The organism is Inquilinus limosus (assembly GCF_051487185.1).
Taxonomy (GTDB): Bacteria; Pseudomonadota; Alphaproteobacteria; order DSM-16000; family Inquilinaceae; genus Inquilinus; species Inquilinus limosus_F.
The window spans coordinates 302,159-328,218 of record NZ_JAHVDK010000001.1 but is presented as its reverse complement, the minus strand read 5'-3'; the positions used below and the strand labels follow the sequence as shown (position 1 = coordinate 328,218).

Genomic DNA, 26,060 nt, shown 5'->3' with positions numbered 1-26,060 from the left:
CCGCCTGCCCGTATCATCGCACAATCATGCCCAGGCTGCGCATCCGCATCGACTTCGACCCCGCCGGCCCGGACCGGCAGCTCGGCCCCGGCAAGATCGGGCTGCTCGAGCACATCGCCGAGACCGGCTCGATCTCCGCCGCCGGGCGGGCGATGGGCATGTCGTACCGCCGCGCCTGGCTCTTGATCGACAGCCTGAATAGCTGCTTCCGCGAGAAGGTGATCGAGACCCGGCACGGCGGCCCGCAGGGCGGCGGCGCCGCGCTCACCCCCTTCGGTCAATGGCTGGTCGAGCAATTCCGCGCCATCGAGCAGGAGACGACGGCCAGCGTCGCGCGGCGGCTGGCCGGGCTGCAGACGGCGACAGCCGAGGCGCCGCCGCCGGAGAGATCGGAAAGCAGCCGTTAGCCCCGCGCCGCGTCGCGGCCGATCAGCTTCAGCCGCAGCCATTTCGACAGGGTGTCGATCAGCGCGACCACGGCCAGCACCAGGATCAGGATGAAGGCGACCTGGTCCCAGGCCAGGATCTTGATGCGCTCGGAGATCTGCAGCCCGATGCCGCCGGCGCCGACGATACCGAGGATGGTGGCTGAGCGGGTGTTGGATTCGAAGAAGTAGAGCGCCTGCGACAGGAACAGCGGGATCGCCTGCGGCAGCACGCCGAAGCGCAGCACCGAGAGGGTCGAGGCGCCGGTCGAGCGCACGCCTTCGATCTGCTTCTTCTCCGCCGTTTCGATCGCCTCGGCATAGAGCTTGGACAGCGAGCCGATGTCGGAGACGCAGATGGCGAGGATGCCGGCCAGGGGCCCGAGCCCGACCGCGCGCACGAAGACCAGCGCCCAGATCAGCTGGTCGACGCCGCGCAGCCCGTCGAACAGGCGGCGGAAGCCGAAGCGCAGGATGCCGATCGGCACGATGTTGCGGGCGCCGAGGAAGCCGAGCGGGATCGCGATCACCGAGGCGATCAGCGTGCCGATGAAGGCCATGGCGACGGTCTGGCCCAGCGCCGTGAAGATCTCGGCATACTGCCATTCCGCCATGTCGCGCCAGACGACCATCTGCCCGGCGATGACGAACAGGCCGTTCGGGCTGACCAGGCCGCTGTAGAGCCGGGCCGGCGAGAAATCGAAGGTCCAGAGCAGGTAGCCGAGATAGGCGGCGGCCAGCAGCAGCAGGGCGGCGCGGACCAGCCGCTCGCCCCAGGGGCGGCCGAAGGCGCGCGGCAGCGCGGCGCGGGCGGCGTCGACGTCGATCGGCCTGATCCGGGCGAGTCGGGTGCCCATCAATGCGCCTCCCGCGACAGGAAGGCCGAGCGCAGCCGCTCCGAGCCGAGGTCGATCAGCGTCACCGCCGCGACGATCATCAGCACCAGCGCGCTCAGCTCCTCGTAATAGTTGAAGCTGACGATGTAGTAGAGCTCCTGCCCCACCCCGCCGGCGCCGACGAAGCCCAGCACAGAGGCCGAGCGGATGTTGATCTCGAGCCGCAGCAGCGCATAGGACAGGAAGTTCGGCAGCACCTGCGGCAGCACGCCGAAGCGCATGATCTGGACCCAGGTGCCGCCGGCGGCGCGGATGCCCTCGAGCGGCTTCTCGTCGACCGCCTCGTTCACCTCCGAGAACAGCTTGCCGAGCGCGCCGGTGGTGTGCACCGCCATGGCGAGGATGCCGGCCAGCGGCCCGACGCCGTAGGCCCAGACGAAGCACAGCGCGTAGACGATATCGGGCACGCTGCGGCAGATCTCGAGGAAGCGGCGGCTGAGATGGTAGATCAGATGGCTGCGCACCAGGTTGCGCGCCGCCGGAAAGCTGAGCAGCAGCGCCGCCGACGCGCCCAGCACCGTGCCCAGGATCGCCATCTGCGCCGTCTGCCACAGCAGCACGAGATAGCTGCCGGCGCGGTAGTACCAGTAGGCGATTGAGCCCTCGGTCTTGCTGTCGGACAGGATCTCGCCCCAGCTCAGCGTCGGAAGCGTGCGCTCGATATAGTCGCCGATCCGCGGCAGCCCGGCGGCCAGCTTGGACGGGGAGAAGTCGCCGACCCAGGCGCCGGCCAGCACGGCGGCGACGAACAGCGCGAGGCCGAGCAGCGTGGCCCGGCGCCGCTGGCGCAAGAGCGCCCGGCGCCCGGCCTCGAAGGCCGCGACCGGGTCGGAGGGGCGGGTTTCGGACAGGGTGGTCATCGCAGAGTTTTCGGCCTTTTACCGTCATTGCGAGCGCAGCGAAGCAATCCAGGGCCGCAGGAGCGGAGGCAGGGATTGCTTCGTCGGCTGCGCCTCCTCGCAATGACGGTTGAGGGCACAGGCCCGATCCGATCAGCTCCGCCGCGCCGAGGCTTCGGTCTGGCGCATCTTGATGATGCCGGCGAAGAAGTCGTTGGTGACCGGCTCATAGCCCGCGCCGGCGCCCTTCTCGACCGCCTGGTAGACGTCCGGATGCTCCTTCGGAAGCTTCATCATGAAGTCCAGCATGTCCTTGCGGAAGGCTTCCGGCAGGGCGGTACGCGTGGCCCAGGGGCCGTTCGGGATCAGGTCCGACTGCCAGACGATGCGCAGGTCCTTCATGTTCAGCATGCCCTTGTCGACCATGCTGCGCAGGGCGCCGCGGCTGTAGCCCTGGGCCGGGTCGCCCTGGCCGGAGATCCAGGTGACGCCGGCGTCGTACTGGCCCTTCATCACGGCGACCACGCCCTGCTCATGCCCGCCGGAGAAGGCGGTGGAGCCGAAGAACTTGGCCGGGTCGTAGCCCTGGTCCTTGAGCTGGAAGTTCGGGATCAGGTAGCCCGAGGTCGAGTTCGGGTCGGCGAAGGCCAGCGACTTGCCCTTGAGGTCGTCCAGCTTCTGATACGGGCTGTCGGACTTGACGTAGAGCACCGAGTAGTAGCCGGTCGACCCGTCTTCTTCCTTCGGTACCACCAGCGGCTCGACACATTTGCAGTCGAGCCACAGCCCGGCGTAGCTGGAGGCGCCGAAGTTGGCGAAATCGAGCTGGCCCGCGGCCATGCCCTGCATGACGCCGGCATAATCTGAGGCCGGATACAGCTCGACCTTCACGTTGAAGGTGGTCTCGAGCAGCTTCTTGAAGCCATCGTAGCGGGCCAGGCGGTCAGCGTCGTTCTCGCCGCCGAGGATGCCGATGCGGATGACCGGAACGTCCGCCTTCCAGCTCGGATCCGCCGCGAAGGCGGCGCCGGCCAGGCCGGCGAGAGCGACGACAGCCGTGGCCGCCGCGAGGATGGTGCGCCGCAGGAACATGGGTCTACCCCTTTGCTGATCACATGTGTTCGGGCGTCCGGCGCCGCGCCGCACGCCGTTCATTGGAGCTCAGGCCGGGACCAGCTCGCGCTCGCCGGTCCGGGGCTCGATCGCGGTCGAGGTGATGCGCTCGTCGAAGGCCTCGCGCATGCCGTCGACGCCGTAGATCCGCTCGACCACCTCCATGGTCAGGGCCTCGGGCGCGCCGTCGAAGACGACCCGGCCCTTGGCCATGCCGATCACCCGGTCGCAGTAGTGCCGGGCGGTGTCGAGCGTGTGCAGATTGACGAGGACGGTGATGCCGTCCTCGCGGTTGATGGCGCGCAAAGCGTCCATCACCACCTTGGCGTTGCGCGGGTCGAGCGAGGCGATCGGCTCGTCAGCCAGCAGCACCTCGGGCTCCTGCAGCAGGGCGCGGGCGATGGCGACCCGCTGCTGCTGGCCGCCCGACAGGGTGTCGGCGCGTTGTAGCGCGGCATGGGCCATGTCGAGACGATCGAGCGCCTGGATGGCGAAGGCCCGCTCGCGCTCGCCGAACTGCTTGAACAGGGACGGCAGCGTCCAGTGGTAGGCGATGCGGCCGAGCAGGACGTTGGTCAGCACGTCGAGTCGGCTGACCAGGTTGAACTGCTGGAAGATCATGGCGCAGCGCGCCCGCCAATCGCGCAGGGCCCTACCCTTCAGCCGGGTGACGTCGACGCCGTCGAACAGGATGCGGCCGCCGGTCGGATCGGCCAGACGGTTGACCAGGCGCAGCAGGGTCGACTTGCCGGCGCCGGAGCGGCCGATCACGCCGACCATCTGGCCGGGGGCGATCGTCAGGCTGACGTCGTCGACCGCATTCACACTGCGGAAGCTCTTGGTCAGGCCTTCGATCACGAGTTCCGCCATGAGGCTTGCTCCGGTCGGTTTCGGGCGCGGCGCGGCAGAGGGCCGCGGCCGTTCGGCGAGACCGGCCTAACAGAGCGGGGTTACAGTCGCGTGATCCTCGGATGTCGTTTCGATGAACGCCCCGGTTCCCGCGGCACTGCGTCGCCCGGGTTGACGTTCTCCTCCAAAACGTTTTGTCTGCGCGCCAAGACGCAAATCATCATACGATTTGAGGGAGTAGAACGCGTGCCCGAGTCCCGCCCGCAGACGATCGCCAAGATCACCTGGCGGCTGATGCCGTTCCTCGGCCTGCTCTATCTCATCGCCTATATCGACCGGCAGAATGTCAGCTACGCCAAGCTGCAGATGGTCGGCGACCTCGGCCTCAGCGAGGCCGCCTACGGCCTCGGCGCCTCGCTGTTCTTCATCGGCTATTTCATCTTCGAGGTGCCGTCGAACGTGATCCTGGCGCGAGTCGGCGCCCGGCGCTGGCTGGCCCGGATCATCTTCTCCTGGGGCCTGGTCACCGTGGCGCTGGCCTTCACCCAGAACGCGACGATGTTCTACATCCTGCGCTTCCTGCTGGGTGCGGCCGAGGCCGGCTTCTTCCCGGGCGTGCTGTTCGCGCTGACGCTGTGGTTCCCGCAGATGTATCGCGGTCGCATGGTCGGGTTGTTCATGGCCTGGAGCGCGCTGGCCAACGCCGTCGGCTCGACCGTCGGCGGGGCGCTGCTGGACCTCGACGGCATGATCGGCCTCAAGGGCTGGGAATGGGTGTTCATCGCCACCGGCATCCCGGCCGTGCTGATGGGCGTCGTCACCTATTTCTTCCTGCCCGACCGGCCGGAGACGGCGACCTTCCTGGATGACGGCGAGAAGAAGTGGCTGCGGGACGTGCTGGCGCGCGAGAACGCCCAGGGCAAGATGCAGCACGGCAGCCCGTTCGCGGCACTGCTCGACCGCCGGGTGCAGCTGCTGGCCCTGTTCTACATCGCCTTCCCGCTCGGCGCTTACGGGCTGAGCTATTGGCTGCCGACGGTGGTGAAGGGCTTCGGCGTGTCGAACACGGTCAACGGCCTGCTCAATGTCATCCCCTGGGCCTGCGTCGCCCTCGCCCTGTGGTGGGTGCCGCGCAACGCCGCCCGCACCGGCGACCAGACATGGCACATCGTCATCCCGGCGCTGATCGCCGCCGTCTGCCTGGCGCTGAGCGTCGTGGTGCCGGGCAACGCCGTGAAGTTCGCGCTGCTCTGCATCGCCGCTGTCGGCATCTTCGCGCCGCAGCCGGTGTTCTGGTCGCTGCCGCCGACCTTCCTGACCGGCGCCACCGCGGCGGCCGGCATCGCCGCGATCAACTCGGTCGGCAATCTCGGCGGCTTCATCGCCCAGAACGCGGTGCCCTGGATCGGCGACGCCACCGGCAGCCAGCTGGCGCCGATGTGGTTCCTTGCCGCCTGCCTGGTGCTCGGCGCGCTGATGACCTTCGTGGTCCAGGCCGCGCTGCGACGCCAGCAGCCGCCGACCGCCGGCCGGATGCGGTCCGCGCCCGCCGAGTGAGGGGTCACCGTCCCCGAAACCGGGGCGGGCGGCGCTCGGAGAAGGCCGCCTGCCCCTCGCGGAAATCGGCGCTGCGATAGGCGGCCTCGAACAGCGCCGCCGTCTCTTCTGTGTCGGTATCGGCACCGGCCATGACCGCCTCGATCATCCGCTTGGCGGCGCGCAGGCTGAGCGGCGCCCGCTCGGCCAGGCTGCGGGCGTAGTCCAGCGCTGCGGCCTCGACCGCATCGTCGGGCAGCACCCGGTCGACCAGGCCGATCGCCAGCGCCTCCGCCGCATCGAGCAGGCGGCCGGAGAACAGCATGTCCTTGGCCCGGGCGGGCCCGACCGCCGCCACCAGCCGCCGCGTGTCGGCGAAGCCGTAGGCGAGGCCGAGCCGGGCTGGCGTGATGCCGAGCCGCGCCGAGTCGCCGGCGAAGCGCAGGTCGCAGGCTAGCGCCAGGCCGCAGCCGCCGCCGACGCAGAGGCCGCGGACCAGCGCGATGCTCGGCCGGTCCAGGCTCTCGACCGCCTGCAGCCCCGCCCGGACCGCTTCGTTGTACTCCGCGGTCGAATCGGCATCGGCGAAGACCGAGCCGAATTCGGCGATATCGGCCCCGGCCGAGAAGGCCTGGCCGCCTTCCCCCTCGACGATCACCGCCGCGACCTCGGGATCGGCGTCGATCTCGCGGCACAGATCCGGCAGCGCCCGCCACATCGCGGCGCTGATCGCGTTGTGCCGCGCCGGCCGCTGCAGCCGCAGCCGCGCCAGCTGGCCGTCGCGGAACCATCGGATCGGGGTGTCGGTCATCGTGTCCTCGGCAAACACACCATTGTCATGCCTGGGCTTGACCCGGGCATCCAGAAAATGTCGAGACCCTCCGGATTGCCGGGTCAAGCCCGGCAATGACAACAAGGGCTTGGTTCAGCGACGGTTGACCCGTCCGCATGATTCTATGAGAATGAACGTTCATTCTCATTAGTCGCGCCATGTCCGAAGCCCTCGTCACCCCCCTGTCCCGCCGCGAGGAGAAGCGCCGCCGCATCCTGGAGGCGGCGGCCGACTGCTTCGCCCGGCGCGGCTTCCATGGCACCGGCATGGCCGAGATCTGCGAGGCGGCGGGGATGAGCGCGGGCAACCTCTATCGCTACTTCCCGAACAAGGAGGCGATGATCGCCGCCTTGGTCGACGCCGAGCGGGAGGAGACGGCGGCGCTGTTCCGGGCGGTGGAGGACACCGACGACCCGCTGGGCGCCATCGTCGCACTGCTGGAGCGCTTCCTGACCCTGACCACCGATGCCGCCGGGCACCGGCTGTGGCTGGAGATCCTGTCCGAAGGCGCGCGCAACCCGCAGATCCAGGCGGTGCTCGACCGCAGCGATCAGGAGATCCGAGCGGCGCTGGCACATCTGATCGGCCGCGCCGCCGCCCGCGGCCAGGCCGATCCGGGCCTGGACCGCGACATGACGGCGGTGTGGCTGCTGATGCTGATCGACGGCTTCAGCGCCCGGGTGGCGACCGACCCGGGCTTCGACATCGCCGCCGGGATTGCGGCCCTGCCCCGGATGGTCCGCCGGTGCCTGGCCCCGGAGGCTTCGCCATGACCGGATCCGCGAGCCGCTGGGCGATCCTGCCCGTCGTCTCAGTGGCGCTGCTGCTGGTGGCGATCGACGCCACGGTTCTGCACATCGCGGTGCCGACCCTGACCCGGGCGCTGGAGCCGAGCGCGTCGCAGCTGCTGTGGATCATCGACATCTACCCGCTGCTGATGGCCGGGCTGCTGCCCGCCGCCGGCACTCTGGGGGACCGGATCGGGCACAGGCGCATGCTGCTGCTGGGCCTCGCCCTGTTCGGGCTGGCCTCGGCCGCCTGCGCCTTCGCCCCCCGCCCGGAGTGGCTGATCGCCGGCCGCGCCTTTCTGGCCTTCGGCGGGGCGATGATGATGCCCGCCACCCTGTCGATCCTGCGCCTGGCCTTCGACGACCCGCGCGAACGGGCGATCGCGATCGGCATCTGGTCCTCAGTCGCGTCCGGCGGCGCCGCCTTCGGCCCGGTGGTCGGCGGCGCGCTGCTGGAGCATTTCCATTGGGGCGCGGTGTTCCTGATCAACGTGCCGATCGTGCTGCTGGCCCTGCCCTTCGCCGCCTGGCTGCTGCCCGGCCGCCACGCCGGCGAGGAGCGGCCCTGGGACCTGCCCGGCCTGCTGCTGGCCATGGCCGGGATCGTCGCCCTGGTCTATGCGGTGAAGCAGACCACCCATGCCGGCGCCAACCCGTGGCAGGCGGCCGCGATCGGTCTGGCCGGCGCCTGGCTGCTGGCCGCCTTCCTGCGCCGCCAGGCCCGCGCCGCGACGCCGATGATCGACCTGTCGCTGTTCCGCAACCCGGGCATCGCCATCGCCCTGGCCGCGGCGCTGGTAGCGATGATCGTCATCGTCGGCTTCGAGCTGCTGCTGAGCCAGCAGCTGCAGCTGGTGCTGAGCCTGTCGCCGCTGGAGGCCGGCCTCAGGCTGGCGCCGGTGCCGCTGGCCTCCTTCCTGGCCTCGCCCCTGGCCGGCGGGCTGGTGCACCGCTTCGGCTTCCGCGCCAGCCTGGCCGCCAGCATGAGCCTGTCCGCCGCCGGCTTCCTCGGCCTCGCCCTGCTGCCGCCGGGATCGGTCTCGGCCGCCACCATCGCCAGCTTCGTCGCCATCGGCGCCGGGCTGGGCGCGGCCATGACCGCGGCGTCCGCCAACGTGATGAACAGCGCCCCGGCGCACCAGGCCGGCGCCGTCGCCTCGGTCGAGGAGGTGGCCTACGAGCTGGGCGGCGGTCTCGGCGTCGCCCTGTTCGGCAGCCTGATGGCGGTGCTGTACCAGCAATGGCTGGCGCTGCCGCCGCTGCTGGAGGCCGCGGTGCCGGCGGCGCGGCGGTCGATCGGCGAGGCGCTGGTCGCGGCCGAGACGCTGGCGGCGCCGGAGGCCGGCACGGTCGCGACGGCGGCCCGGGCGGCCTTCTCCTCGACCTATCAGGGCGTGGCGCTGGTCGCGGCGGTGCTGCTGGCGGTCACCGCTTTCGCTGCCTTGGTTGTCCTGGCGCGACGGCGGTCGGCACAGCCGAGCTTTTCGAGGCGCTGACGCGTTGCCTCTCCCGCGTCCGGCGGGAGAGGCAACGCAACACGCTCGACATTCTGCCCTCAGCCGCGCCAAGCGGCTCGCAAGTTCGCGGCATCAGCTAGGCGACCGCCGCTGCCGATCAGCGGCTCGGCGACCGCACGGACGAGGTCGGCATTGCTGCAAGCCAGGCTGCCGTCCGGCCGGTGCAGGTTGTTCTCGAAGCCGACGCGGACGTCGCCGCCCAGCAGCGCCGCGGCCAGGGCGCAGGCGGCCTCGTGCCGGCCGAAGGCGCAGGCCATCCAGGACCGGAAGCGCGGCACCTCAGGCGCCAGGAAGGGCAGCAGATCCGCCGGCAGCGAAGTCTGCCCCGCGACGTAGCGGCCGAGGACATAGAGCACCGGCATGTCGTCCCAGGGGATCAGGCCGCGGCGGCGCATGGCGTCGAGCCGCACCGCCTCCTCCGGCGCGTAGAGGATGATCTGCGGCGCCACCCGTTCCCGCTTCAGCCACAGCAGGAATTCGGCAAAGGCGCCCTCGTCGGCCGGGTCGGGAACCAGCTCGCGCAGGGCCAGCGACGCCGCCTCCGGCCGCACCGCCCGCACCACCGCCATCTGCTCGGCCGGGCTATAGCGGCCGAGTGATTCGCTGGTGATCTGCAGCACCAGCCCGTCGCCGACCTCCGCGCGGATCGCCGCGATCGCCGCCCGGTAGGCGTCAGCGTCGAGCAGATGCGCCCCGTCCCGGTCGCGGACATGGATGTGGATCATCGCCGCGCCAGCGTCCCGGCACTCCGCCGCATTCCGTGCCAGCTCGGCCGGGGTCAGCGGCAGAGCCGGGTGATCCGCCTTGGTCCGCCGGCCGCCATTCGGCGCCACCGCGATCGCAACCGGCCTGCGTTCCATCATGATCACCCTTTCGATCCAATCGGATCACGTCAGACAATATTGAAACACTTGTTGCACACCCTGCAATGGCTGCTATCGTTCGATCCATGGATCAGGGCCCCCTCGCCGACCGGATCGTGGAGCGCTTCGACGCCATGCCGGCGCAGCTTCAGGCCGCCGCCCGCTACGTGCTGGACCGGCCGCGGGACGTCGCCCTGCTGTCGATGCGGGAGCAGGCGCGCCAGGCTGGCGTGCCGCCGGCGACGATGACCCGGCTGGCCAAGCGCCTGGGCCTGGACGGCTACGATTCGGTCCGCGCCCTCTATGCCGAGGCGGTGCGCACCGGGGATATCGGCTTCGCCGGCCGTGCCGACGCGCAGCTGGCCAGCCAGACGCTGAAGGGCGACCGGGCACTGGCGGCGGAGATCGCCACCACCGTCGCCGGCCACATCGCCCGGCTGGCCGAGCCGGCGGCGCTGGACCGCCTGACCGCCGCCGCAGCGCGGCTAGCCGAGGCCCGGCGCATCTACTGCCTGGGGTTACGGGCCGGGCACGCCGTGGCCTGGCATCTGCACTACGTCCTGTCGCTGCTGGGCGAGCGGACCGTGCTGCTGGACGCCGCGGGCGCCACCGGCACCGACCCGATCCGCGCGGCGACGCCGGAGGACGTGCTGCTGGCCGCCAGCGTGTCGCCCTACACCCGGGCGACGGTGGAGACCGCACGCTGGGCCGCGGCGCGCGGCGTTGCGGTGGTGGCGGTCACCGACAGCGAGGTCTCGCCGCTGGCCCAGGCGGCGGCGGAGACGATCCTGGTCGCGACCGACAGCCCGTCCTTCTTCCACAGCCTGGCGCCGGGCTTCGTCGCCGCCGAGATCCTGGCGGCGCTGGTTGCCGGCCGCGGCACCGACGCCCCCGCCGCGCTGCGCCGCACCGAGGCGCAGCTGGCCGCCTTCGACACCCATCTCCGTCCCCGGATCGCCAAGGCCACGCCATGACCCGCATCCTGCACCGACAGATCCATGCCGAGTACCCGACCGCCGCCGGCGGCAAGGGAATCGAGATCGTCGATGCCGAGGGACGGCGCTACATCGACGCCTCGGGCGGCGCCGCCGTCTCCTGCCTCGGCCATGGCCATCCGGAGGTCATCGCCGCGCTGCACGCCCAGTTGGACCGGCTGGCCTTCGCCCATACCAGCTTCTTCACCAGCGAGGTGGCGGAGCGCCTGGCCGACCGGCTGATCGAGGACGCGCCGGCGGGGCTGAGCCATGTCTACTTCACCAGCGGCGGGTCGGAGTCGATCGAGACGGCGCTGAAGATGGCGCGGCAGTATTTCGTCGAGACCGGCCAGCCGCAGCGCCGCCACGTCATCGCCCGGCGCCAGAGCTATCACGGCAACACGCTGGGGGCGCTGGCCACCGGCGGCAACGAATGGCGGCGAGCGCCGTTCCGGCCGCTGCTGATCGAGACCCACCACATCGATCCCTGCTTCGCCTACCGCCTGCAGGAGCCGGGCGAGAGCGACGAGGACTACGCCGCCCGCGCCGCCCAGGCGCTGGAGGACAAGATCCTGGAGCTGGGGCCGGAGACCGTGGCCGCCTTCGTCGCCGAGACGGTGGTCGGGGCCACCATGGGCGCGGTGCCGCCGGTGGCCGACTATTTCAAGCGCATCCGCGCGATCTGCGACCGCTACGGCGTGCTGCTAGTCCTGGACGAGGTGATGTGCGGCATGGGCCGCACCGGCACGCTGCACGCCTGCACGCAGGAGGGCATCGCCCCCGACCTGATGACCATTGCCAAGGGGCTGGGCGGCGGCTACCAGCCGATCGGCGCGGTGCTGCTGTCCCGCCGCATCTTCGACGCCTTCGCCCATGGCTCCGGCTTCTTCCAGCACGGCCACACCTACACCGGCCACCCGATGGCCTGCGCCGCCGGGCTGGCGGTGCAGGAGGTGATCCGCGGCGAGAGGCTGTTGGACAATGTCGCGGCCATGGGCGCGCGCCTGGCCCGGCGCCTGGGCGAGCGCTTCGGCAACCACCCGCAGGTCGGCGACATCCGCGGCCGCGGGCTGTTCCTGGGCATCGAGCTGGTCGCAGACCGCAGCACCAAGGCGCCGTTCGACCCGGCCCTCAAGCTGCATGCCCGGATCAAGCGCGAGGCGATGGCGCGGGGCTTGATGGTCTATCCGATGGGCGGCACCGTGGACGGGGTGCAGGGCGACCATGTGCTGGTGGCGCCGCCCTTCATCGTCGGCGGCGCGGCGGTCGAGGCTATCGTCGAACGCCTCGGCGACGCGGTCGACGCCGCCATCGCGGGCCTGCCGGCCACTAGGGCGGCCTGAGAGATCCGGCCGCCCCTCCACCAGAGAGGGAGCCATGACAGCATTCGATCAGAAAGGGAGAGAGATCATGAGGCTTCACATCACCGCGTCGCTGGCCGCCGCGGTCACCGCCGCGGCGCTGGCGCTGACCGCCGGCCCGGCCGCGGCGCAGCAGCGCTTCGTCACCATCGGCACCGGCGGGGTCACCGGCGTCTACTACGCCGCGGGCGGGGCGATCTGCCGGCTGCTGAACAAGGACCGCAAGACGCATGGCATCCGCTGCTCGGTCGAATCGACCGGTGGCTCGGCCTTCAACGTCAACACGATCCGGTCGGGCGAGCTCGATTTCGGCATGGCCCAGTCGGACGTGCAGTACAACGCGCTGAACGGCGCCGGGGCGTTCAAGGACGCCGGGGCGTTCCAGGAGCTGCGGGCGGTGTTCTCGGTCCATCCCGAGCCCTTCACCGTGCTGGCCCGCAAGGAGGCCGGCGTCACCGCCTTCACCGACCTGAAGGGCAAGCGCTTCAATGTCGGCAATCCCGGCTCCGGCACCCGCGCCTCGATGGAGGAGCTGCTGGCGGCCCTGGGCTGGACCCTGGCCGATTTCTCGCTGGCCTCGGAGCTGAAGGCCGACGAGCACGGCCCGGCCCTGTGCGACGACAAGATCGACGGCTTCTTCTACGGCGTCGGCCATCCCTCGGCGAACATCCAGGACCCGACCACGACCTGCGGCGCCAAGCTGGTCCCGATCACCGGTCCCGCGGTCGACAAGCTGCTGGCCGACAAACCCTACTACGCCCGCGCCACCATCCCGGGCGGACTCTACAACGCCAATCCGGACCCGACCGAGACCTACGGCGTGCTGGCGACGCTCGTCACCTCGGCCAACACCGACGAGGAGGCCGTCTATCAGCTGGTCCGCGCGGTGTTCGAGAATTTCGACGAGTTCAAGGGCCTGCACCCGGCCTTCGCCCATCTCCACCCGAAGCAGATGATCAAGGCCGGCCTCTCCGCCCCGCTGCACCCGGGCGCGGAGCGCTACTACAAGGAGAAGGGCTGGATGTGACCGGCCGGGGTCGCCGTAGAAGAGAGTCCCCCCTTTTTGTCATGCCCGGGCTTGACCCGGGCATCCAGAGGGCGTCGAGACCGCCTGGATTGCCGGGTCAAGCCCGGCAATGACAGAAAAGAGGACCGCCTCCTTCCGATGACCTCGTCGACCTCCAGCATCAACTACAAACAGGGAGAGGCGGTCATGACCGACACGCCGGGGCTGCAGCCCAGCGCGGAGCTGGAGCAGCTCGTCGCCGAAGCCGATACCGGCGGCCGCAAGCCGACCGGCATCGCGGCAACGCTGCTGGCCGCGGTGGCGATCGCCTGGTCGCTGTTCCAGCTGTGGTACGCCTCGCCCCTGCCCTTCCGGCTCGGCTTCGGGGTGTTCAACGACACCGAGGCGCGGGCGATCCACCTGGGATTCGCCCTGTTCCTCGCCTTCACCGCCTATCCGGCCTTCGCCCGGTCGCGCCGCGACCGGGTGCCCGCCATCGACTGGATCCTGGCCGCCGCCGGGGCCTTCGCCGGCGCCTATCTGTTCCTGTTCTACCGCGAGCTGGCGCAGCGCCCCGGCCAGCCGACGATGCTGGATCTGGTCACCGCCGGCGCCGGCATCCTGCTGTTGCTGGAGGCGACGCGGCGGGCGCTGGGCCTGCCGATGGTCGGCGTCGCCGCGCTGTTCATCCTGTTCACCTTCGCCGGGCCCTGGATGCCGGAGGTGGTGCAGCACAAGGGCGCGTCCCTGGCCAAGTTCCTGCAGCACCAGTGGCTGACCACCGAGGGCATCTTCGGCATCGCTCTCGGCGTCTCGACCAGCTTCGTCTTCCTCTTCGTCCTGTTCGGCACGCTCCTGGACAAGGCCGGGGCGGGCAACTGGATGATGCAGATCTCGATCGCCCTCCTCGGCCATCTGCGCGGCGGCCCGGCCAAGGTCGCAGTCGTCTCCTCGGCGCTGAACGGCGTCGTCTCTGGCTCCTCCGTCTCCAACGTCGTGTCCGGCGGCATCTTCACCATCCCGCTGATGAAGAGGACCGGCCTGTCCGGCGTGAAGGCCGGGGCGATCGAGGCCGCATCCTCGATCAACGGCCAGATCATGCCGCCGGTGATGGGCGCCGCCGCCTTCCTGATGGTCGAATATGTCGGCATCCCCTATGCGGAGATCGTCAAGCACGCCCTCTTGCCGGCCGTCGCCTCCTATGTCGCCCTCCTCTACATCGTCCATCTCGAGGCGCTGAAGATCGGCGCCAAGCCGATCCCGCGCGAGCGCATGGCGCTGCGGACCCGGCTGCTGCGCACCGGCCTCGGGCTCAGCGGCAGCATCGTCGCGATCGGCCTTCTCTATTACGGCATCCTCGGCGTGCAGGCGGCGTTCGGCCCCGCCGCGCCCTGGATCCTGGCCCTGGCAGGCCTCGCGCTGTACGGCACCAGCCTCGCCTATGCCGCGCGCTTCCCGGACCTCGCGATCGACGACCCGAACACGCCGCTGCTGCACCTGCCGCGGGCCTGGGACGTGACCCGCACCGGCCTCGACTTCCTGATCCCGCTGGTGGTGCTGCTGTGGTGCTTGATGGTGGAGCAGATGTCGCCCGGCCTGTCGGCCTTCTGGGCGACCGCCAGCATCATCAGCATCCTGGCGACCCGCGGGCCGCTGTTGGCCCTGTTCCGCCGGCAGGATGCGGGGGCGGCGCTGCGCCGGTCACTGGCCGAGCTGACTGACGGGCTCGGCCTCGGCGCCCGCAACATGATCGGCATCGGCATCGCCACAGCCACGGCCGGCATCGTGGTTGGCACCGTCACCCTGACCGGGCTCGGCCTCATGATGACCGAGCTGGTCGAGGCGGTGTCGGGCGGCAACGTCATGATCATGCTGGCGCTGATCGCCGTGATCAGCCTGATCCTCGGCATGGGCATCCCGACCACCGCCAACTACATCCTGGTGGCGACGCTGATGGCGCCGGTGGTGGTCGAGCTCGGCGCCCAGGCCGGCCTCGCCATCCCGCTGATCGCGGTGCATCTTTTCGTCTTCTATTTCGGCATCATGGCCGACATCACCCCGCCGGTCGGCCTGGCCGCCTTCGCCGCCGCGGCGATCTCTCGCGAGGACCCGATCAAGACCGGCTTCCAGGGCGCGCTCTACTCACTGCGCACGGCGGTGCTGCCCTTCGTCTTCGTGTTCAACCCGGCGATGCTGCTGATCGGGGTCGACAGCTGGGCCGGCCTCGCGGCCACCATCACCGTCACCTTCGCCGCGGTCCTCCTATTCTCCGCCGCGACCATGGGCTATTTCATGACCCGGTCGCGGCTGTGGGAGAGCGCGCTGCTGCTGGTCGCCTGCTTCGCCCTGTTCCGGCCCGACTGGTGGCTCGACCGCTTCTACCCGTCCACCGTCTCCCAGGCGCCGGCCGCGCTCCTGGCCGAGGTCGCCGCGGCGCCGGCGGACCATCGCCTGACCTTCGTGGTCGAGGGCATCTCGATCGAGGGAGAGGACGTCCGCAAGACCGTCAGCCTGCCGCTCGGCGATCCGCAGCCCGACCCGGCCCAACGCCTGCGCGCGGCGGGGCTGACCGTCACCGCCATGGGCGACGGCGTCACCATAACCAATGTCGGCTTCGGCTCCTATGCCCGCCGCGTCGGCCTCGAGGCGGGCTACGACGTCACCGCCGTGCTGAAGCCGGCGGACCGGCCGTCGCATCTCTGGGTCTATATCCCCGCGCTGGCGCTGGCCGGCCTCGTCGCCCTGCTGCAATGGGGCCGGACGGGCGGGCTGCGCCGCCGCCTGGCGTCAGCCGAACGGCCGCGTCACGAGGCTTTGGCGGCGAAGACCTCGGAGCAGTAGATCGTGTTGCCGCCGGCCAGGACGAAGAACACCACGTCCTGGCTGTTGGTCAGGGCCGTGACGGTGCAGGCGATCGGCAGGACCTGGTCGTCGATCGTCTTGGTGTCGTGCCGCTCCCACACCAGCTTGCGGCCGCCCTCCGAGGTCGGGGTCTCATGGTCGGGCGGGCCGAGATCGGCGATCATCTGCGCCGAGGGGTGGTCCTGGTAGGGGGCGATTCTCTCCCCGAAGCGCTCCCGGGCTGCCGCGGTCACGCTCTCGGCCGTCTGCGGCTCGGCGCAGGCGACAAGCAGCAGCAGGGCGGCCGAGGCGGACAGAATTCTCGGAAACGGCAACGGGCTTCTCCAGCCAGCGGGTCGCGACAGGGCGTCCAGCCATGTACACGGCGGGGGCGGAGCGGTCCAGAGAAGTCGGGTTAGAGCCGCTGCAGGCCGAAGCGGTCCAGCTCGTCCTGACCAAGGGGCGAAGCCGACAGGACGTAGATCACATGGAACGGCTCGGTCCCGCCCGGCCGCAGGACCGGCAGCCGGGCGGGCGACAGGCCGGCGGATCTCGCCCTGGCGACATAGCCCGGATCCTCGAAAGCGGACCAGACCAGCAGGATCCCGTCCGGCTTCAGTGCCCGGCGCAGCGCCTGCAGGCCCCCCGCCGAATAGATCGCCGCGTTCCCGGCCGCGGAGAGCGGCCGGGGGCCGTTGTCAACATCGAGGAGGATGGCGTCATAGGCCGCGCCCTCGGCCGCCACGGCGAGGACATCGCCGTGGCGGATCCGGAGGGTGTCCGGCAGCGCACCGAGCAGACGGGGCCCGATGATGCGCCCGAACCAGCGGATCACCGCGTCCGACATCTCCGCCACGGTGATTCGTCCCGCCCCGTCGAGATGCCGGACCAGGCTGGCCAGGGTGTAGCCGAGGCCGAGGCCGCCGACGAGCACCTCGGGATCGGAGGCGCGGACCAGCCGGGCGGCGAGCTCGCCGAGCCGGTCCTCCGACTCGTGATATTCGCCGTTCATCAGCTCCCAGCCGTCGACCCGGATCATGTAGACGCCGTCGCGCTCGTAGAGGTCGAGCACGCTGTCCCCGAGCGGGGCGCTGTCCAGGTGAACCCACATCGGCCGTCCTTCCCTTCTCACCCTCGCAGGCCGGGGCCGCCGACGGCAACCCTCAGCCCCTCGTGGCGAAGGCGGCTGCAGGCGGTCACGGCCCTGAAAACATCGCTTGCACCGGACGGCGATGGCGAGCAGAAGCATGCCGCCATGCCGGACCGCACGCCTTTCCGCCCCGCCAAGCCGCCCGCCCGCACGGCCGATCCCCGGCGGGAGATCCAGGAGCTCGTCACCTTGCGCGACGTGCTGCGCTATGCCGTCAGCGCCTTCGAGGAGGCCGGGCTGCATTTCGGGCACGGCGCGTCTTCGGCGCTCGACGAGGCGGTGTTCCTGATCCTCGAAAGCCTCCGGCTGCCGGTGGACGACTTCAACCCGTTCGCCGATGCGCGGCTGACGGCGCGCGAAAGGACCCTGCTCGGCGAGCGCATCGCGCGGCGCATCGAGGAGCGCATCCCGGCCGCCTATCTGACCGGACACGGCTATCTGATGGGGGTCCGGTTCCGGGCCGACAGCCGGGCGCTGGTGCCGCGCTCCTACATCGCCGAGCTGCTGGCCTCGCCGTTCTTCGACGGGTCGGATCCGGACACCGGCCTGATCGCCGACCCGGCGGCGGTGACCGCGGTGCTCGATCTCTGCACCGGCGGCGGGTCGCTGGCGATCCTGGCGGCCTATGCCTTCCCGAACGCGACCGTCGACGCTGTCGACCTGTCCGCGGACGCGCTGGCGCTGGCGGCGGAGAACGTCGCCGACCATGGGCTGCAGGACCGCATCCGGCTGCTCGAGGGCGACCTGTTCGCGCCGGTGGCCGGCCGCCGCTACGACCTGATCCTGACCAACCCGCCCTATGTCGGGCGGGAGGTGATGGACCGGCTGCCGGAGGAGTACCGGCACGAGCCGCGCATGGCGCTCGCCAGCGGCGAGGACGGGTTCGACCTGGTGCGCCGCATCCTGGCCGGCGCGGCGGACCATCTGCATCCGGACGGCGGCCTGCTCTGCGAGATCGGCGAGGACCGCGAGACCCTCGAGGACGAGTATCCGCGCACGCCGTTCCTGTGGCTGCCGACGGAGCACAGCGACGGCGAGGTGTTCTGGCTTCCCGCAGGCAGCCTCCCCAAGAGCGGGCGGGCGACGGCGCGCTGACGGGCGAGCGGCGTCAGCCGGCGTCCGGCGGGCGGTCGCGGCCGATCTCGTCGACGCGGTGCTGTAGGCTCATCCGGTCGAGCGTGTCGAAGGGCAGGCTCATGAAGATCCGCAGCCTGCGCTCGAGTTCCCGCAGCACTCGGGAGAAGGCCTGCAGCCGCTCCCAGTCCTCGCCTGTCGCCAGGACCGGGTCCGGCATGCTCCAATGCGCGGTGATCGGCCGGCCGGGCCATTCCGGCTTCGTCTCGCCGGCGGCGGTGTCGCTGAGGGTAAACACGAAATCGAGCGGCTGCGCGCCCGGCCCGGCAAATTCGCCGACAGGCTTCGGCCGCAGCCCCTCGGCCGGGAGTCCGGCCATCCGCAGCAGGGCGATCGTCTGCGGATCGAGCGCCGAGGCCGGTTCGACGGCCGCGCTGTAGCCGCGAAACCGGCCCTTGCCCTCCTTGTTCAGGAGAGCCTCGGCCACGATGCTCCGCGCCGAATTCCGGCGCGACAGGAACAGCACGCTGAAGACCTTCTCAGTCATCCCTGCCCCCTTCGACATTGGCGGCCGACCGGTCAGTCGTGCTCCATCAGCTCACCGATCAGCTCGCGAACCTTGCCCCTGGCGATCACCAGCGCGTCCCGGCCCAGCGGCGTCGCCGAGTAGACGCGCCGGATCGACCGGCCGACGCGCTGGTCGCGCGACACCAGATAGCCCTTCTTCTCCATGGCGCGGAGCATCGGATACAGCGTTCCGGGGCTGAGCTTGTAGCCGTGCCGGGCCAGCTCCTCGATCATCCACTGGCCGTACAGCTCGCCCTCGACCGCGTGGTGCAGGACGTGCAGCCGGATCAGGCCGCTCAGCAGGTCTTGGTGCTCCATGCTCACTGTTCATGCGCGGCTCGGAGTCGCGGAATCGAGTTTCGATATCGATATCCGAGCATAAAGTTGATGGGGCGCGAGTCAACCGGCTCACGGCGGGACAGGCTGCCACAACGGAGGACGGATCGGTAAGGCGACCGCCGCCCCCCGGAGCGGTCTGTCGATGCGGGACCTTCATCATGGCGATCGACTCGACTCCGGCCCGCTCGCAGGTATAGAACATTTAGCGAACATTCGATTGATCCGGGAATGCCAAGAGGCCCCATGAAGCACCGCAAAGGACCCTTCAGCGAAGACCTCCGGGCAGCTTTCCGGCCCGATTCGGCCGACCCGCATCTCCTCGCCGGCGCCATGAAGGCGCGCCGCGAGGAAATCATCCGGGGCGCACGGGAACAGGGCATGAGCGACGAGGAGATCAGCGCCCTTCTGCGGGACGGGATCGAGGCGGCGGAAAGGCGCATCTTCGGTGACGCGGGAAAGGGCCGCTGACGCCCCAGGTGAAGGACCGTGTCCAGAACAACTGGGATATCGGCCTCCGCCTGTCCGATATCTCGCCCGTCACCGGCATCCTGGCGAAGTGCGGGCGCTGCAACCGGAGGCGGGAGTTGGACCGGCGGCGGCTCATGCAGCGCTTCGGCAGCGACGCCCGGCTGTTCCGGATCGAGATGGCGCTGAGGTGTACGGGATGCGGGTCTGAGGTGGCCTGCAGGATCGAGCTGAGGGCGCCGCGGAGGGACTGAGGATCACCTTGCCCGCACGATTTCACAGCAGTTCCCACGAAGAAACATCAATGGAGATCTGAAATAATGTCCCTGTATCTTCGTGACGTCCACGAAATGTTAACTGGTAACAACGTGTGAATTGATTTGCGATTGGCCAAAGATTATCCTTTAGAACTGGCCACGAAGCCGAACCATTTGTGCAAACCGACACTTTATTGTCGCGGTTCGGAATGCGCGGCCTTTCCCCTATGGCCAGCAGGAGAGACGGATGACCTCGGTTTACGACACTCGCGCGCAAGCGCAGGGCCTTACCGTCCCGGCGGCGGATAAGACACTGATCGTCAACGGGTACAGTGCGGCGGGAGATGGTGGGGCTGCTGTCTACAAACGCCTCGATCTGGCGCCTTCACCGGCTCGCCTATGGCATTTCCAGTCCGGCGGTGGAGCGTGGTGGGAGTTGGCAGAAGAGACCGTCAATCCCAGAATGATCGGTGCGAGGGGGGATGGCATATCGGATGACACGCCATACATCCAAGCCCTCTTGAACTGGAAAGGGCGCGTGTACCTGCCGGCAGGACTGTACCGGACCACAGACACCCTAATGATGCCCTTTCAAGGCCAAATGCTGTACGGCCCGCAGCCGGCCGAACGTCTTCCCTCGATGACTCCGCCGATGATCCCGTCAACGTCCCATGCGGTGATCATGGTGGACGGGAACTTCGATGGCATCCAGAGCGGAAACGGGCAAGGCTACAGTCAGGTCATTGAGAACCTGCACGTGGTCTCAACCCATCGAAAGTTGGACAACACTGCGGTTGGGATTAATTGGGGCCATGCGAACTTCAACGGGGCTAACGACGGTCGCAAGGGCAAGATCCGCGGCGTGGCAGTCTGGTACTTCCAAACCGGGGTCAGGATCGGCAATGAGCACCTCACCGACACCTCCTCTTGGGCCTGGCATCTTTCGGACGTGAAGGTCTGGAATTGCCAGACCGGTTTTGAGCTCAACGGCCTTTACAAGGAGGGGTACCTCGCCCAGTCACTCATGGACGGTTGCACGGCGCTCCAGCTCGTCGGCTCCGATCAGAACTGGTACGGAACGAGCTCCTTTGGCGTCAAGCAGCGAGGCGGAAACGTCGCGTACATCAACCCCCGCTTCAGCTTCAACCGGGTCAACTTCTTTCTCGATACCGGCGAAGCGGTCATGTTCAAGCCCGACCTGGAAGGCGCAGTGCAGGCGGTCTTGTCCATCAGCCCACAGTCCCGGTTCATCTGCTACGGCGGCACGTCTACTCACTCTCTCGGGGCATTCAGCCCCAACATGTGGCTGCTGGTGAACCCATCTCAGGCTCCAGGCGAGCGGGAGTACGTGGGAGACATTCGCATCCTCGACCATCAGTACACAGACACCCTATGGGCTTTCGGCAACCCTCCCAATATAGAAGCCCATACAGGTCGGACGCTGACGAACTTCTGTTCAATCAGAGAGCGTGCTAACGTCTATGTAGAGAATATGAACATCAGAGATCCCTTTACAGTGACCCCCGATGTTATCTTTGACAGCGGAACGGGTAAGTTCACTCCTCGCCTGTTCTCTCTCGTCGGGACCGATTTGACCAACTACTACGTCCCGTGCAAGTTCGTGCCCACCCGGCGAGATTTGGATGGCTCCGCCGCCACGCGGATGGTCAAAGTGGGAATCGATGATACAGCCGTTCCGGGCTGGGGCCAGAAGCGACGCTATACGCTCGATCCTGGGAGCGAGTTGGTGAGCGAGGGCCAGTACAACGCTTTCGCCAATATCGCCGGCATCGCCAACACTCAGGGCACTATCCTGATCCAAGGAGGTGGCCGCTTCAACGGCTCCGACGTGGGCATGCTGATCAATCAGGCATGGGATTACCGCGTGAACGCCAGCGGTGTGGCCGTAGTCACCCGAGCCCCATCTCCAGTAGGCGGGAACACTGCTGAGACTGGTGTCACTGGAGCCGCTGGGGGACTGGTTGTTCGCTGCCGGGCCAACTTCAACAACATCGTGTTGGAAGCTTACAAAAGCGGAGACACCCACTACTCGCTTGAGGTCACCAACATATCCAACCTGAACGTCATGGTTTGAGAGAACTCTTGGGGCGCCTTGGGGTGCCCTCTTCTCTTGTGGCGGCTGCCGCTCCTTCATCCAAGCGGCGAAGAGGCCCATGCTGTTCATCCTGGAGGGCTTGGCAGGGCAACAGGAGGAGCCGCCGCGGGAAACTTCGCGGGCCGCGGATCGGCCCTGTAGTCGCCCGATGAGCGGCGCCGCAGGAGCGCCAGGGCTGCCGTAAACTCGTCCTCCAGGGTATCGAGGAACAGGGCGTCGGCCTCGTCGCTCAGCCTCTCGCCGCGCTCGGCCAGGAACTCGGGAACTCGTGCAAGCCCAGCCAGCACGCCCCGGACGTGACGCCGAACGGCCGGCTTGTTCATCCAACTAGCGTCGGCATCCGGCAGATCGGAACCCAGAGGAGCGAACCGGGAATAGGCGTTGTCCAGTTGCTCGGCCAGCAGCTCCCAGCCCTCGGCCTCCCCCGGCTCCTCCCTCGTGCTCGGCGATGCTTCAAGGCTATCTGGTGCGGACGGCGGGAGACCGCGAACCCAACCCTAGACAATTGATATCATTGGTAAATTTCGGCCGCTTTCGAGAGGGTTTGTAGCGCCCTTTGTAGCGGCCGGCAAGGGAAAGGTTCCGAGCATGCTCACCCCGTCCGCTACCATCAACACCTCCCCCGCTGCCCCCTGCATCGCCACCGGAGGAGACCACATCTTCTCCGGTGCCTGCCGGACTTGCCCCATGTTTGCTATCGGCTGCTTCCCCGCCCACCCGGCTGGAGCCGCCAATGAGCGCGGCGAGGCCCCGGCCATTCCGGCCGATGAGCTGGAGGCGATGCAGCGGACCTGCGCGGCTTCCCCCTGCCTCGCTACCGGCGGAGATCGGGCGTTCTCCGGTGCCTGCCGTGACTGCCCCGCCTTCGCCCTGTGGTGCCTCCCTGCAAGGCCAGCCGGTGCGGCGCCTAAGGCTGCATCCGCCGGGTCTCTCGCGTGAAGGACCAGAGGCCGGCCGACATGGTGAACCTCTACATCTTCGCCGGGAGCGTCCTCCTGGCGTTCAACGGCGGCTTCGTTGCCGGGGCGTGGTGGGCGGCTCGCGGAGCCCTTCGGGGCGAACCTCAGGGGCGCCTATGAAGGAGCCGACAAAGAGCGCCGCAGGGTTGGACGTGGCGACGCTTGCCGGATACGTCCTCCTGTCCCTCGTCCAGCTCGCCGCGGTCCATGATGGTCTCCGGCAGTGGATGCACCTCGGGGACCTCGCCACGCTCCTGGTCGCGGTGCCTGTCGCCTTCTCCCCCGGTGCCGGCGCGATCATGGCAAGCCTCGGCGCCATGCAGGCGTGGGGCTGGTCGGCGCTCGGGGCCTTCGGCCTGTTCGGCGGGCTCTCGGCCCTCCTGGTCCTTTACGCGGGCCGTAGCGGGCTCGTGAAGGTGGCCGTGAGGTACACCGAGGAGGACTGACCAACAGCACCAGCAATGCCGTAGCGGCGTCCCTTCGGGGGCGCCGTTTCGCGTTTCCAACTTGGTTCGCAGCCATGTAGCGGGCGGGCCGGCAAGGGGGGTGATGATGAGCGACGGATTGTCGAGAGCGATTAAGATCGTGCGAGAGCTTCACCGGCTCCAGCCGAGCATGACCTTGACCAGCGTCCTTACGCTGTTGGTCGCGGCTCGGTATGAAGGATGCACTATGGGCTTTCTCCTGCAGCAGACGGGGGCGACGAAATCCTCGCTGTCCCGCTATGTGCAGGAGCTTTCCGAGGTGCGCGGCTTCGGGGTCGGCAAGGATGGAAGGGCTGTGCCGATCCCCGGCCATGGCTTGCTCCTAACGCGGAGCCGACCGGAGAACCGCGCGGAGAAGGAGGTGTTCCTCACGATGCGCGGGAGGGCGCTTGTGGCGGCCATTGAGGAAACATTGGCCCGGCCCTGAGTAGCAAGCCACCCGAGTCTCGGCCCGGCGCGCGCGGACGGGCAACAGGAGGTACTTAGAGCCGTATAGACTCTCCGCACCTCCCGCCCGTCTGTTCTGCTGTTCTCCTACGGCTTCTTGGGGGTCAGAAGGTCGCCCAGCATAGGCCGGGCGCCATCACCAAAGGCACCGGACAGCAGGCCGCCACGGCCGAGGGCGCCAAGGGTGGAGCGCGGCTGCGGGCCGGACGATACCCCTTGAGCATCGGGACTGCGCATCCTGGCCAGCAGCGCCCCAGCGAGGGAATTGCCGTACCAGTGCCGGGGTCGGAGATTGTCCAGGGCATCCGTCCCGCCGAAGCTCACGGGGGTGATGTGATCCACCTCCCATCCGTGCGGGTCGTTGCGGTCGCCATACGCGCCCCAGCGAATGGTATGGCCCTCATCGTCCACCCGGTATTCCGCCGGGGGCAAATGGGGATGCACCCTAGCCTTAATCCAGATGTCGACAAGATAATGGCCACACACGGTGGCCGGTGGTAGAAGGTCCGACATAGGGAGAGTTCCTTTCTGCTCTTCCGCACTCGAACGCCGTCCCGGGGGTGGAAGCTTGGGGCGGCGTTCTTGCGTCCATTATACGGTGTTCCGCTTCCTGGCGGAACCGCCGCATTTTAACTATCTCTGAATGTTGGGGTTCCCGTGCCGCAGTACACGCTACTAATGGCGCTTCGGACCGGGTATGCAGTGTGGTGGCGATAGGGCGAGCATTGTGTGGGGATGGCCTTGCGGCAAAGCTGGAGTATCACCGATCCCCTCAGGGGCACCCTAGCCGCTCTCCTCCTGGTCCTCCTTACGCTCCCCTCTCAGGCCCCCGCTCGGGAAACCATCACGGGCCGCGCTTCGGTGGTCGATGGCGACACCCTGGAGATCCACGGCCAGCGTATCCGGCTGTTCGGCGTCGATGCCCCCGAGTCGCGCCAGCTCTGCCGGGACGAGGACGGAGACCGCTACAGGTGCGGCCAGCGGGCAGCCCTGGCCCTGAGCGACTTCATCGGACAGGCGACCGTGAGGTGTACCGAACGGGACCGCGACAGGTGGCGGCGGATCGTTGCTGTCTGCCGGGCCAGGGGTGAGGATCTGAGCGGATGGATGGCTGCCCAGGGCTGGGCCGTGGCGTTCACCCGCTACAGCCGGGACTACGTGGGGCAGGAGGCGGCGGCGAAGGGGGCGCGGAAGGGGATCTGGAGGGGGGCCTTTGAGATGCCCTGGGAGTGGCGCAAGCACACTCGATAGCTGAAAGGGGCGGCTCCTCAGGCCGCCCCTCGGTGAGGGTTGAATTTCGCATCGGACGGTCGATCTGTCCTAGTCGTCGATAAGGATGGGCCAAGCTCTCAGCCCGTAGTCTCGCGCCCAAAGCACACGCTTGGTGTCAGGGCAGCGGCGCCACGGGCGAAAGACGTAGCGCTTCCCAGGAGGGGGGATCAGCGGCTTCCGCATGATCGGCGTTCTCCGAAGGTGGGGCGATGACGCAGGACGGAGACCTTGCACCCCCTAGCGAACGGGCTTACACCCGTACGTGCACACCTAGCGATGCTGGCCTGAGTTGCGGTCATCGCACTGCAACGCTGGCCGGTCCGACGACCAATGGGGCGACGGCAATCGCCCCTTGGTCGAACTCAAGATTGAAGGTCTGCTTCGGCCCTGGAGATGTACGCCATCCCCGGGGCCTTCCTTTTTTCCTCGCATAAGATCGGCGGGCACCGACCGGATGGACGACGATTCGATCCGCCTCCGATAAGAAAGCGTCACTTTAAGTCAAAAACAAGTATTGAAAATCGAATTTTTGCTTCCTCTGTGGATAACTCGGTGGGTAGGGCAGTGAATACCCGGTGGCGAAACAGTGGTTATTTCCCGTTCCTCCGGGATTGCTGGCTCCCCCATACCGTCACGGTGGCCGAGAGGACCAGCAAGTGCGGTGCAAGCCCTAGGGGGTGTGCGCTATGTATGGACAGCTCGGCCCAAGCCGCACGACATAGAGTGTCGCATCGCGCTCGTGAGGAAGCGGCCGATGACCAGCCCCTGCTGCCAATACTTGCCGGCGTTCGCGGCTAATCTGGCACCGGGCATCGCGCTCCGCCTGCCACATAGCCCAATCGGGCCAAGCCACACAGACCTCCTTTCTGAAGCACCGTTGGTTACCGGACAGGCGGGGAGTTGCAGCTCCCCCCTTGCCCCCTCGTTCGCCACGAGACGAGTCGAGATTAGTTGCGGGACCAAGCTGGATGCAAGGATAAATTCGAGACCATGTTGAGAGTCCCAAAATGAGACGCCCACGATAACTTTTTGGTACGCTCAAGAGCGATAACAAAATGTTACGGCCCCATTCAATTGAACTTCCTACCG

Annotated in this window: 27 protein-coding genes; 15 read left to right on the top strand and 12 right to left on the bottom strand. The window is 68.4% G+C overall.

Annotation, left to right across the window (positions count from 1 at the left end; translation table 11 throughout):
• Positions 1-26 precede the first annotated feature (26 nt).
• Positions 27-407, top strand: coding sequence for a winged helix-turn-helix domain-containing protein (locus KXR53_RS01630; protein ID WP_437372741.1), 381 nt, complete (start codon positions 27-29; stop codon positions 405-407).
• Here the strand turns inward: KXR53_RS01630 and phnE (KXR53_RS01625) are convergent.
• The 4 genes from phnE (KXR53_RS01625) to phnC all read right to left on the bottom strand — a co-directional run bounded on the left by phnE (KXR53_RS01625) (position 404) and on the right by phnC (position 4,143).
• Positions 404-1,282, bottom strand: a complete 879-nt coding sequence (gene phnE, locus KXR53_RS01625) for a phosphonate ABC transporter, permease protein PhnE (protein WP_437372739.1) — start codon at positions 1,280-1,282, stop codon at positions 404-406. The genes KXR53_RS01630 and phnE (KXR53_RS01625) overlap by 4 nt on opposite strands.
• Positions 1,282-2,181 carry a phosphonate ABC transporter, permease protein PhnE gene (gene phnE / locus KXR53_RS01620; protein WP_437372737.1) on the bottom strand — a complete coding sequence of 300 codons (900 nt, stop codon included), beginning with the start codon at positions 2,179-2,181 and terminating at the stop codon, positions 1,282-1,284. Before phnE (KXR53_RS01620) ends, phnE (KXR53_RS01625) begins: the two co-directional genes overlap by 1 nt.
• Positions 2,182-2,313: 132 nt before the next feature.
• Positions 2,314-3,252, bottom strand: a complete 939-nt coding sequence (phnD, locus tag KXR53_RS01615) for a phosphonate ABC transporter substrate-binding protein (RefSeq protein ID WP_437372735.1) — start codon at positions 3,250-3,252, stop codon at positions 2,314-2,316.
• 69 nt (positions 3,253-3,321) lie between these two features.
• Positions 3,322-4,143, bottom strand: a complete 822-nt coding sequence (gene phnC, locus KXR53_RS01610) for a phosphonate ABC transporter ATP-binding protein (protein WP_437372733.1) — start codon at positions 4,141-4,143, stop codon at positions 3,322-3,324.
• Positions 4,144-4,368: 225 nt separating this feature from the next.
• Between phnC and KXR53_RS01605 the strand changes: the two genes are divergently transcribed.
• The gene (locus KXR53_RS01605) at positions 4,369-5,679 is read left to right on the top strand and encodes an MFS transporter (RefSeq protein ID WP_437372731.1); all 1,311 of its coding nucleotides are present in this window, start codon (positions 4,369-4,371) and stop codon (positions 5,677-5,679) included.
• 4 nt (positions 5,680-5,683) lie between these two features.
• Here the strand turns inward: KXR53_RS01605 and KXR53_RS01600 are convergent, their stop codons facing one another.
• Positions 5,684-6,469 carry an enoyl-CoA hydratase-related protein gene (locus tag KXR53_RS01600; protein ID WP_437372730.1) on the bottom strand — a complete coding sequence of 262 codons (786 nt, stop codon included), beginning with the start codon at positions 6,467-6,469 and terminating at the stop codon, positions 5,684-5,686.
• Between the two features lie 179 nt (positions 6,470-6,648).
• On the opposite strand from KXR53_RS01600, the gene KXR53_RS01595 reads away from it, so the two are divergent.
• Both KXR53_RS01595 and KXR53_RS01590 read left to right on the top strand, forming a co-directional pair.
• Positions 6,649-7,263 carry a TetR/AcrR family transcriptional regulator gene (locus KXR53_RS01595; RefSeq protein WP_437372729.1) on the top strand — a complete coding sequence of 205 codons (615 nt, stop codon included), beginning with the start codon at positions 6,649-6,651 and terminating at the stop codon, positions 7,261-7,263.
• Positions 7,260-8,774, top strand: a complete 1,515-nt coding sequence (locus tag KXR53_RS01590; RefSeq protein WP_437372727.1) for an MFS transporter — start codon at positions 7,260-7,262, stop codon at positions 8,772-8,774. Before KXR53_RS01595 ends, KXR53_RS01590 begins: the two co-directional genes overlap by 4 nt.
• 59 nt (positions 8,775-8,833) lie before the next feature.
• Here KXR53_RS01590 and KXR53_RS01585 read toward each other — a convergent pair whose 3' ends face one another.
• Positions 8,834-9,658 (bottom strand): 3-keto-5-aminohexanoate cleavage protein, encoded by an 825-nt coding sequence (locus KXR53_RS01585; RefSeq protein WP_437372725.1) that lies wholly within the window; start codon positions 9,656-9,658, stop codon positions 8,834-8,836.
• A gap of 86 nt (positions 9,659-9,744) precedes the next feature.
• On the opposite strand from KXR53_RS01585, the gene KXR53_RS01580 reads away from it, so the two are divergent.
• The 4 genes from KXR53_RS01580 to KXR53_RS01565 all read left to right on the top strand — a co-directional run bounded on the left by KXR53_RS01580 (position 9,745) and on the right by KXR53_RS01565 (position 15,840).
• Positions 9,745-10,632 carry a MurR/RpiR family transcriptional regulator gene (locus KXR53_RS01580; protein ID WP_437372723.1) on the top strand — a complete coding sequence of 296 codons (888 nt, stop codon included), beginning with the start codon at positions 9,745-9,747 and terminating at the stop codon, positions 10,630-10,632.
• Positions 10,629-11,975 carry an aspartate aminotransferase family protein gene (locus KXR53_RS01575; RefSeq protein ID WP_437372721.1) on the top strand — a complete coding sequence of 449 codons (1,347 nt, stop codon included), beginning with the start codon at positions 10,629-10,631 and terminating at the stop codon, positions 11,973-11,975. Before KXR53_RS01580 ends, KXR53_RS01575 begins: the two co-directional genes overlap by 4 nt.
• A 67-nt stretch (positions 11,976-12,042) precedes the next feature.
• On the top strand, positions 12,043-13,020 hold the full coding sequence (locus tag KXR53_RS01570) for a TAXI family TRAP transporter solute-binding subunit (RefSeq protein WP_437372719.1): 978 nt from the start codon (positions 12,043-12,045) through the stop codon (positions 13,018-13,020).
• Between the two features lie 186 nt (positions 13,021-13,206).
• On the top strand, positions 13,207-15,840 hold the full coding sequence (locus KXR53_RS01565) for a TRAP transporter permease (RefSeq protein WP_437372717.1): 2,634 nt from the start codon (positions 13,207-13,209) through the stop codon (positions 15,838-15,840).
• Here the strand turns inward: KXR53_RS01565 and KXR53_RS01560 are convergent.
• Both KXR53_RS01560 and KXR53_RS01555 read right to left on the bottom strand, forming a co-directional pair.
• Positions 15,804-16,175: a hypothetical protein gene (locus KXR53_RS01560; RefSeq protein WP_437372716.1), complete on the bottom strand. Its 372-nt coding sequence runs from the start codon at positions 16,173-16,175 to the stop codon at positions 15,804-15,806. The genes KXR53_RS01565 and KXR53_RS01560 overlap by 37 nt on opposite strands.
• A gap of 80 nt (positions 16,176-16,255) precedes the next feature.
• A complete protein-coding gene (locus KXR53_RS01555) occupies positions 16,256-16,951 on the bottom strand; it encodes a hypothetical protein (protein WP_437372714.1) in 696 nt (231 codons plus the stop codon).
• A 144-nt stretch (positions 16,952-17,095) separates the two neighbouring features.
• Between KXR53_RS01555 and prmB the strand changes: the two genes are divergently transcribed.
• Positions 17,096-18,085: a 50S ribosomal protein L3 N(5)-glutamine methyltransferase gene (prmB, locus tag KXR53_RS01550; RefSeq protein WP_437372712.1), complete on the top strand. Its 990-nt coding sequence runs from the start codon at positions 17,096-17,098 to the stop codon at positions 18,083-18,085.
• A 13-nt stretch (positions 18,086-18,098) separates the two neighbouring features.
• On the opposite strand, the gene KXR53_RS01545 is transcribed toward prmB, so the two are convergent.
• Complete coding sequence (locus KXR53_RS01545; RefSeq protein WP_437372710.1) at positions 18,099-18,611, bottom strand: arsenate reductase ArsC; 513 nt, start codon at positions 18,609-18,611, stop codon at positions 18,099-18,101.
• A 32-nt stretch (positions 18,612-18,643) separates the two neighbouring features.
• A complete protein-coding gene (locus tag KXR53_RS01540) occupies positions 18,644-18,949 on the bottom strand; it encodes a PadR family transcriptional regulator (RefSeq protein WP_437372708.1) in 306 nt (101 codons plus the stop codon).
• A gap of 264 nt (positions 18,950-19,213) precedes the next feature.
• Here KXR53_RS01540 and KXR53_RS01535 point away from each other — a divergent pair, with 264 nt between their 5' ends.
• The 3 genes from KXR53_RS01535 to KXR53_RS01525 all read left to right on the top strand — a co-directional run bounded on the left by KXR53_RS01535 (position 19,214) and on the right by KXR53_RS01525 (position 21,787).
• Positions 19,214-19,438 carry a hypothetical protein gene (locus tag KXR53_RS01535; protein ID WP_437372706.1) on the top strand — a complete coding sequence of 75 codons (225 nt, stop codon included), beginning with the start codon at positions 19,214-19,216 and terminating at the stop codon, positions 19,436-19,438.
• Positions 19,439-19,446: 8 nt separating this feature from the next.
• Positions 19,447-19,689, top strand: a complete 243-nt coding sequence (locus tag KXR53_RS01530; RefSeq protein WP_437372704.1) for a hypothetical protein — start codon at positions 19,447-19,449, stop codon at positions 19,687-19,689.
• A 250-nt stretch (positions 19,690-19,939) separates the two neighbouring features.
• A complete protein-coding gene (locus tag KXR53_RS01525; RefSeq protein WP_437372702.1) occupies positions 19,940-21,787 on the top strand; it encodes a hypothetical protein in 1,848 nt (615 codons plus the stop codon).
• An 86-nt stretch (positions 21,788-21,873) separates the two neighbouring features.
• Here KXR53_RS01525 and KXR53_RS01520 read toward each other — a convergent pair whose 3' ends face one another.
• Positions 21,874-22,131 (bottom strand): hypothetical protein, encoded by a 258-nt coding sequence (locus KXR53_RS01520; protein WP_437372700.1) that lies wholly within the window; start codon positions 22,129-22,131, stop codon positions 21,874-21,876.
• 752 nt (positions 22,132-22,883) lie between these two features.
• Here KXR53_RS01520 and KXR53_RS01515 point away from each other — a divergent pair.
• Both KXR53_RS01515 and KXR53_RS01510 read left to right on the top strand, forming a co-directional pair.
• Positions 22,884-23,213, top strand: coding sequence for a hypothetical protein (locus KXR53_RS01515; protein ID WP_437372698.1), 330 nt, complete (start codon positions 22,884-22,886; stop codon positions 23,211-23,213).
• Positions 23,214-23,439: 226 nt separating this feature from the next.
• Positions 23,440-23,679, top strand: coding sequence for a hypothetical protein (locus KXR53_RS01510; RefSeq protein WP_437372696.1), 240 nt, complete (start codon positions 23,440-23,442; stop codon positions 23,677-23,679).
• A 107-nt stretch (positions 23,680-23,786) separates the two neighbouring features.
• On the opposite strand, the gene KXR53_RS01505 is transcribed toward KXR53_RS01510, so the two are convergent.
• Entirely contained in the window at positions 23,787-24,041 is a 255-nt protein-coding gene (locus tag KXR53_RS01505) for an HNH endonuclease signature motif containing protein (protein ID WP_437372694.1), read from the bottom strand.
• A 519-nt stretch (positions 24,042-24,560) separates the two neighbouring features.
• Here KXR53_RS01505 and KXR53_RS01500 point away from each other — a divergent pair.
• Positions 24,561-24,950, top strand: a complete 390-nt coding sequence (locus KXR53_RS01500) for a thermonuclease family protein (protein WP_437372692.1) — start codon at positions 24,561-24,563, stop codon at positions 24,948-24,950.
• The last annotated feature ends 1,110 nt before the right edge of the window (positions 24,951-26,060 follow it).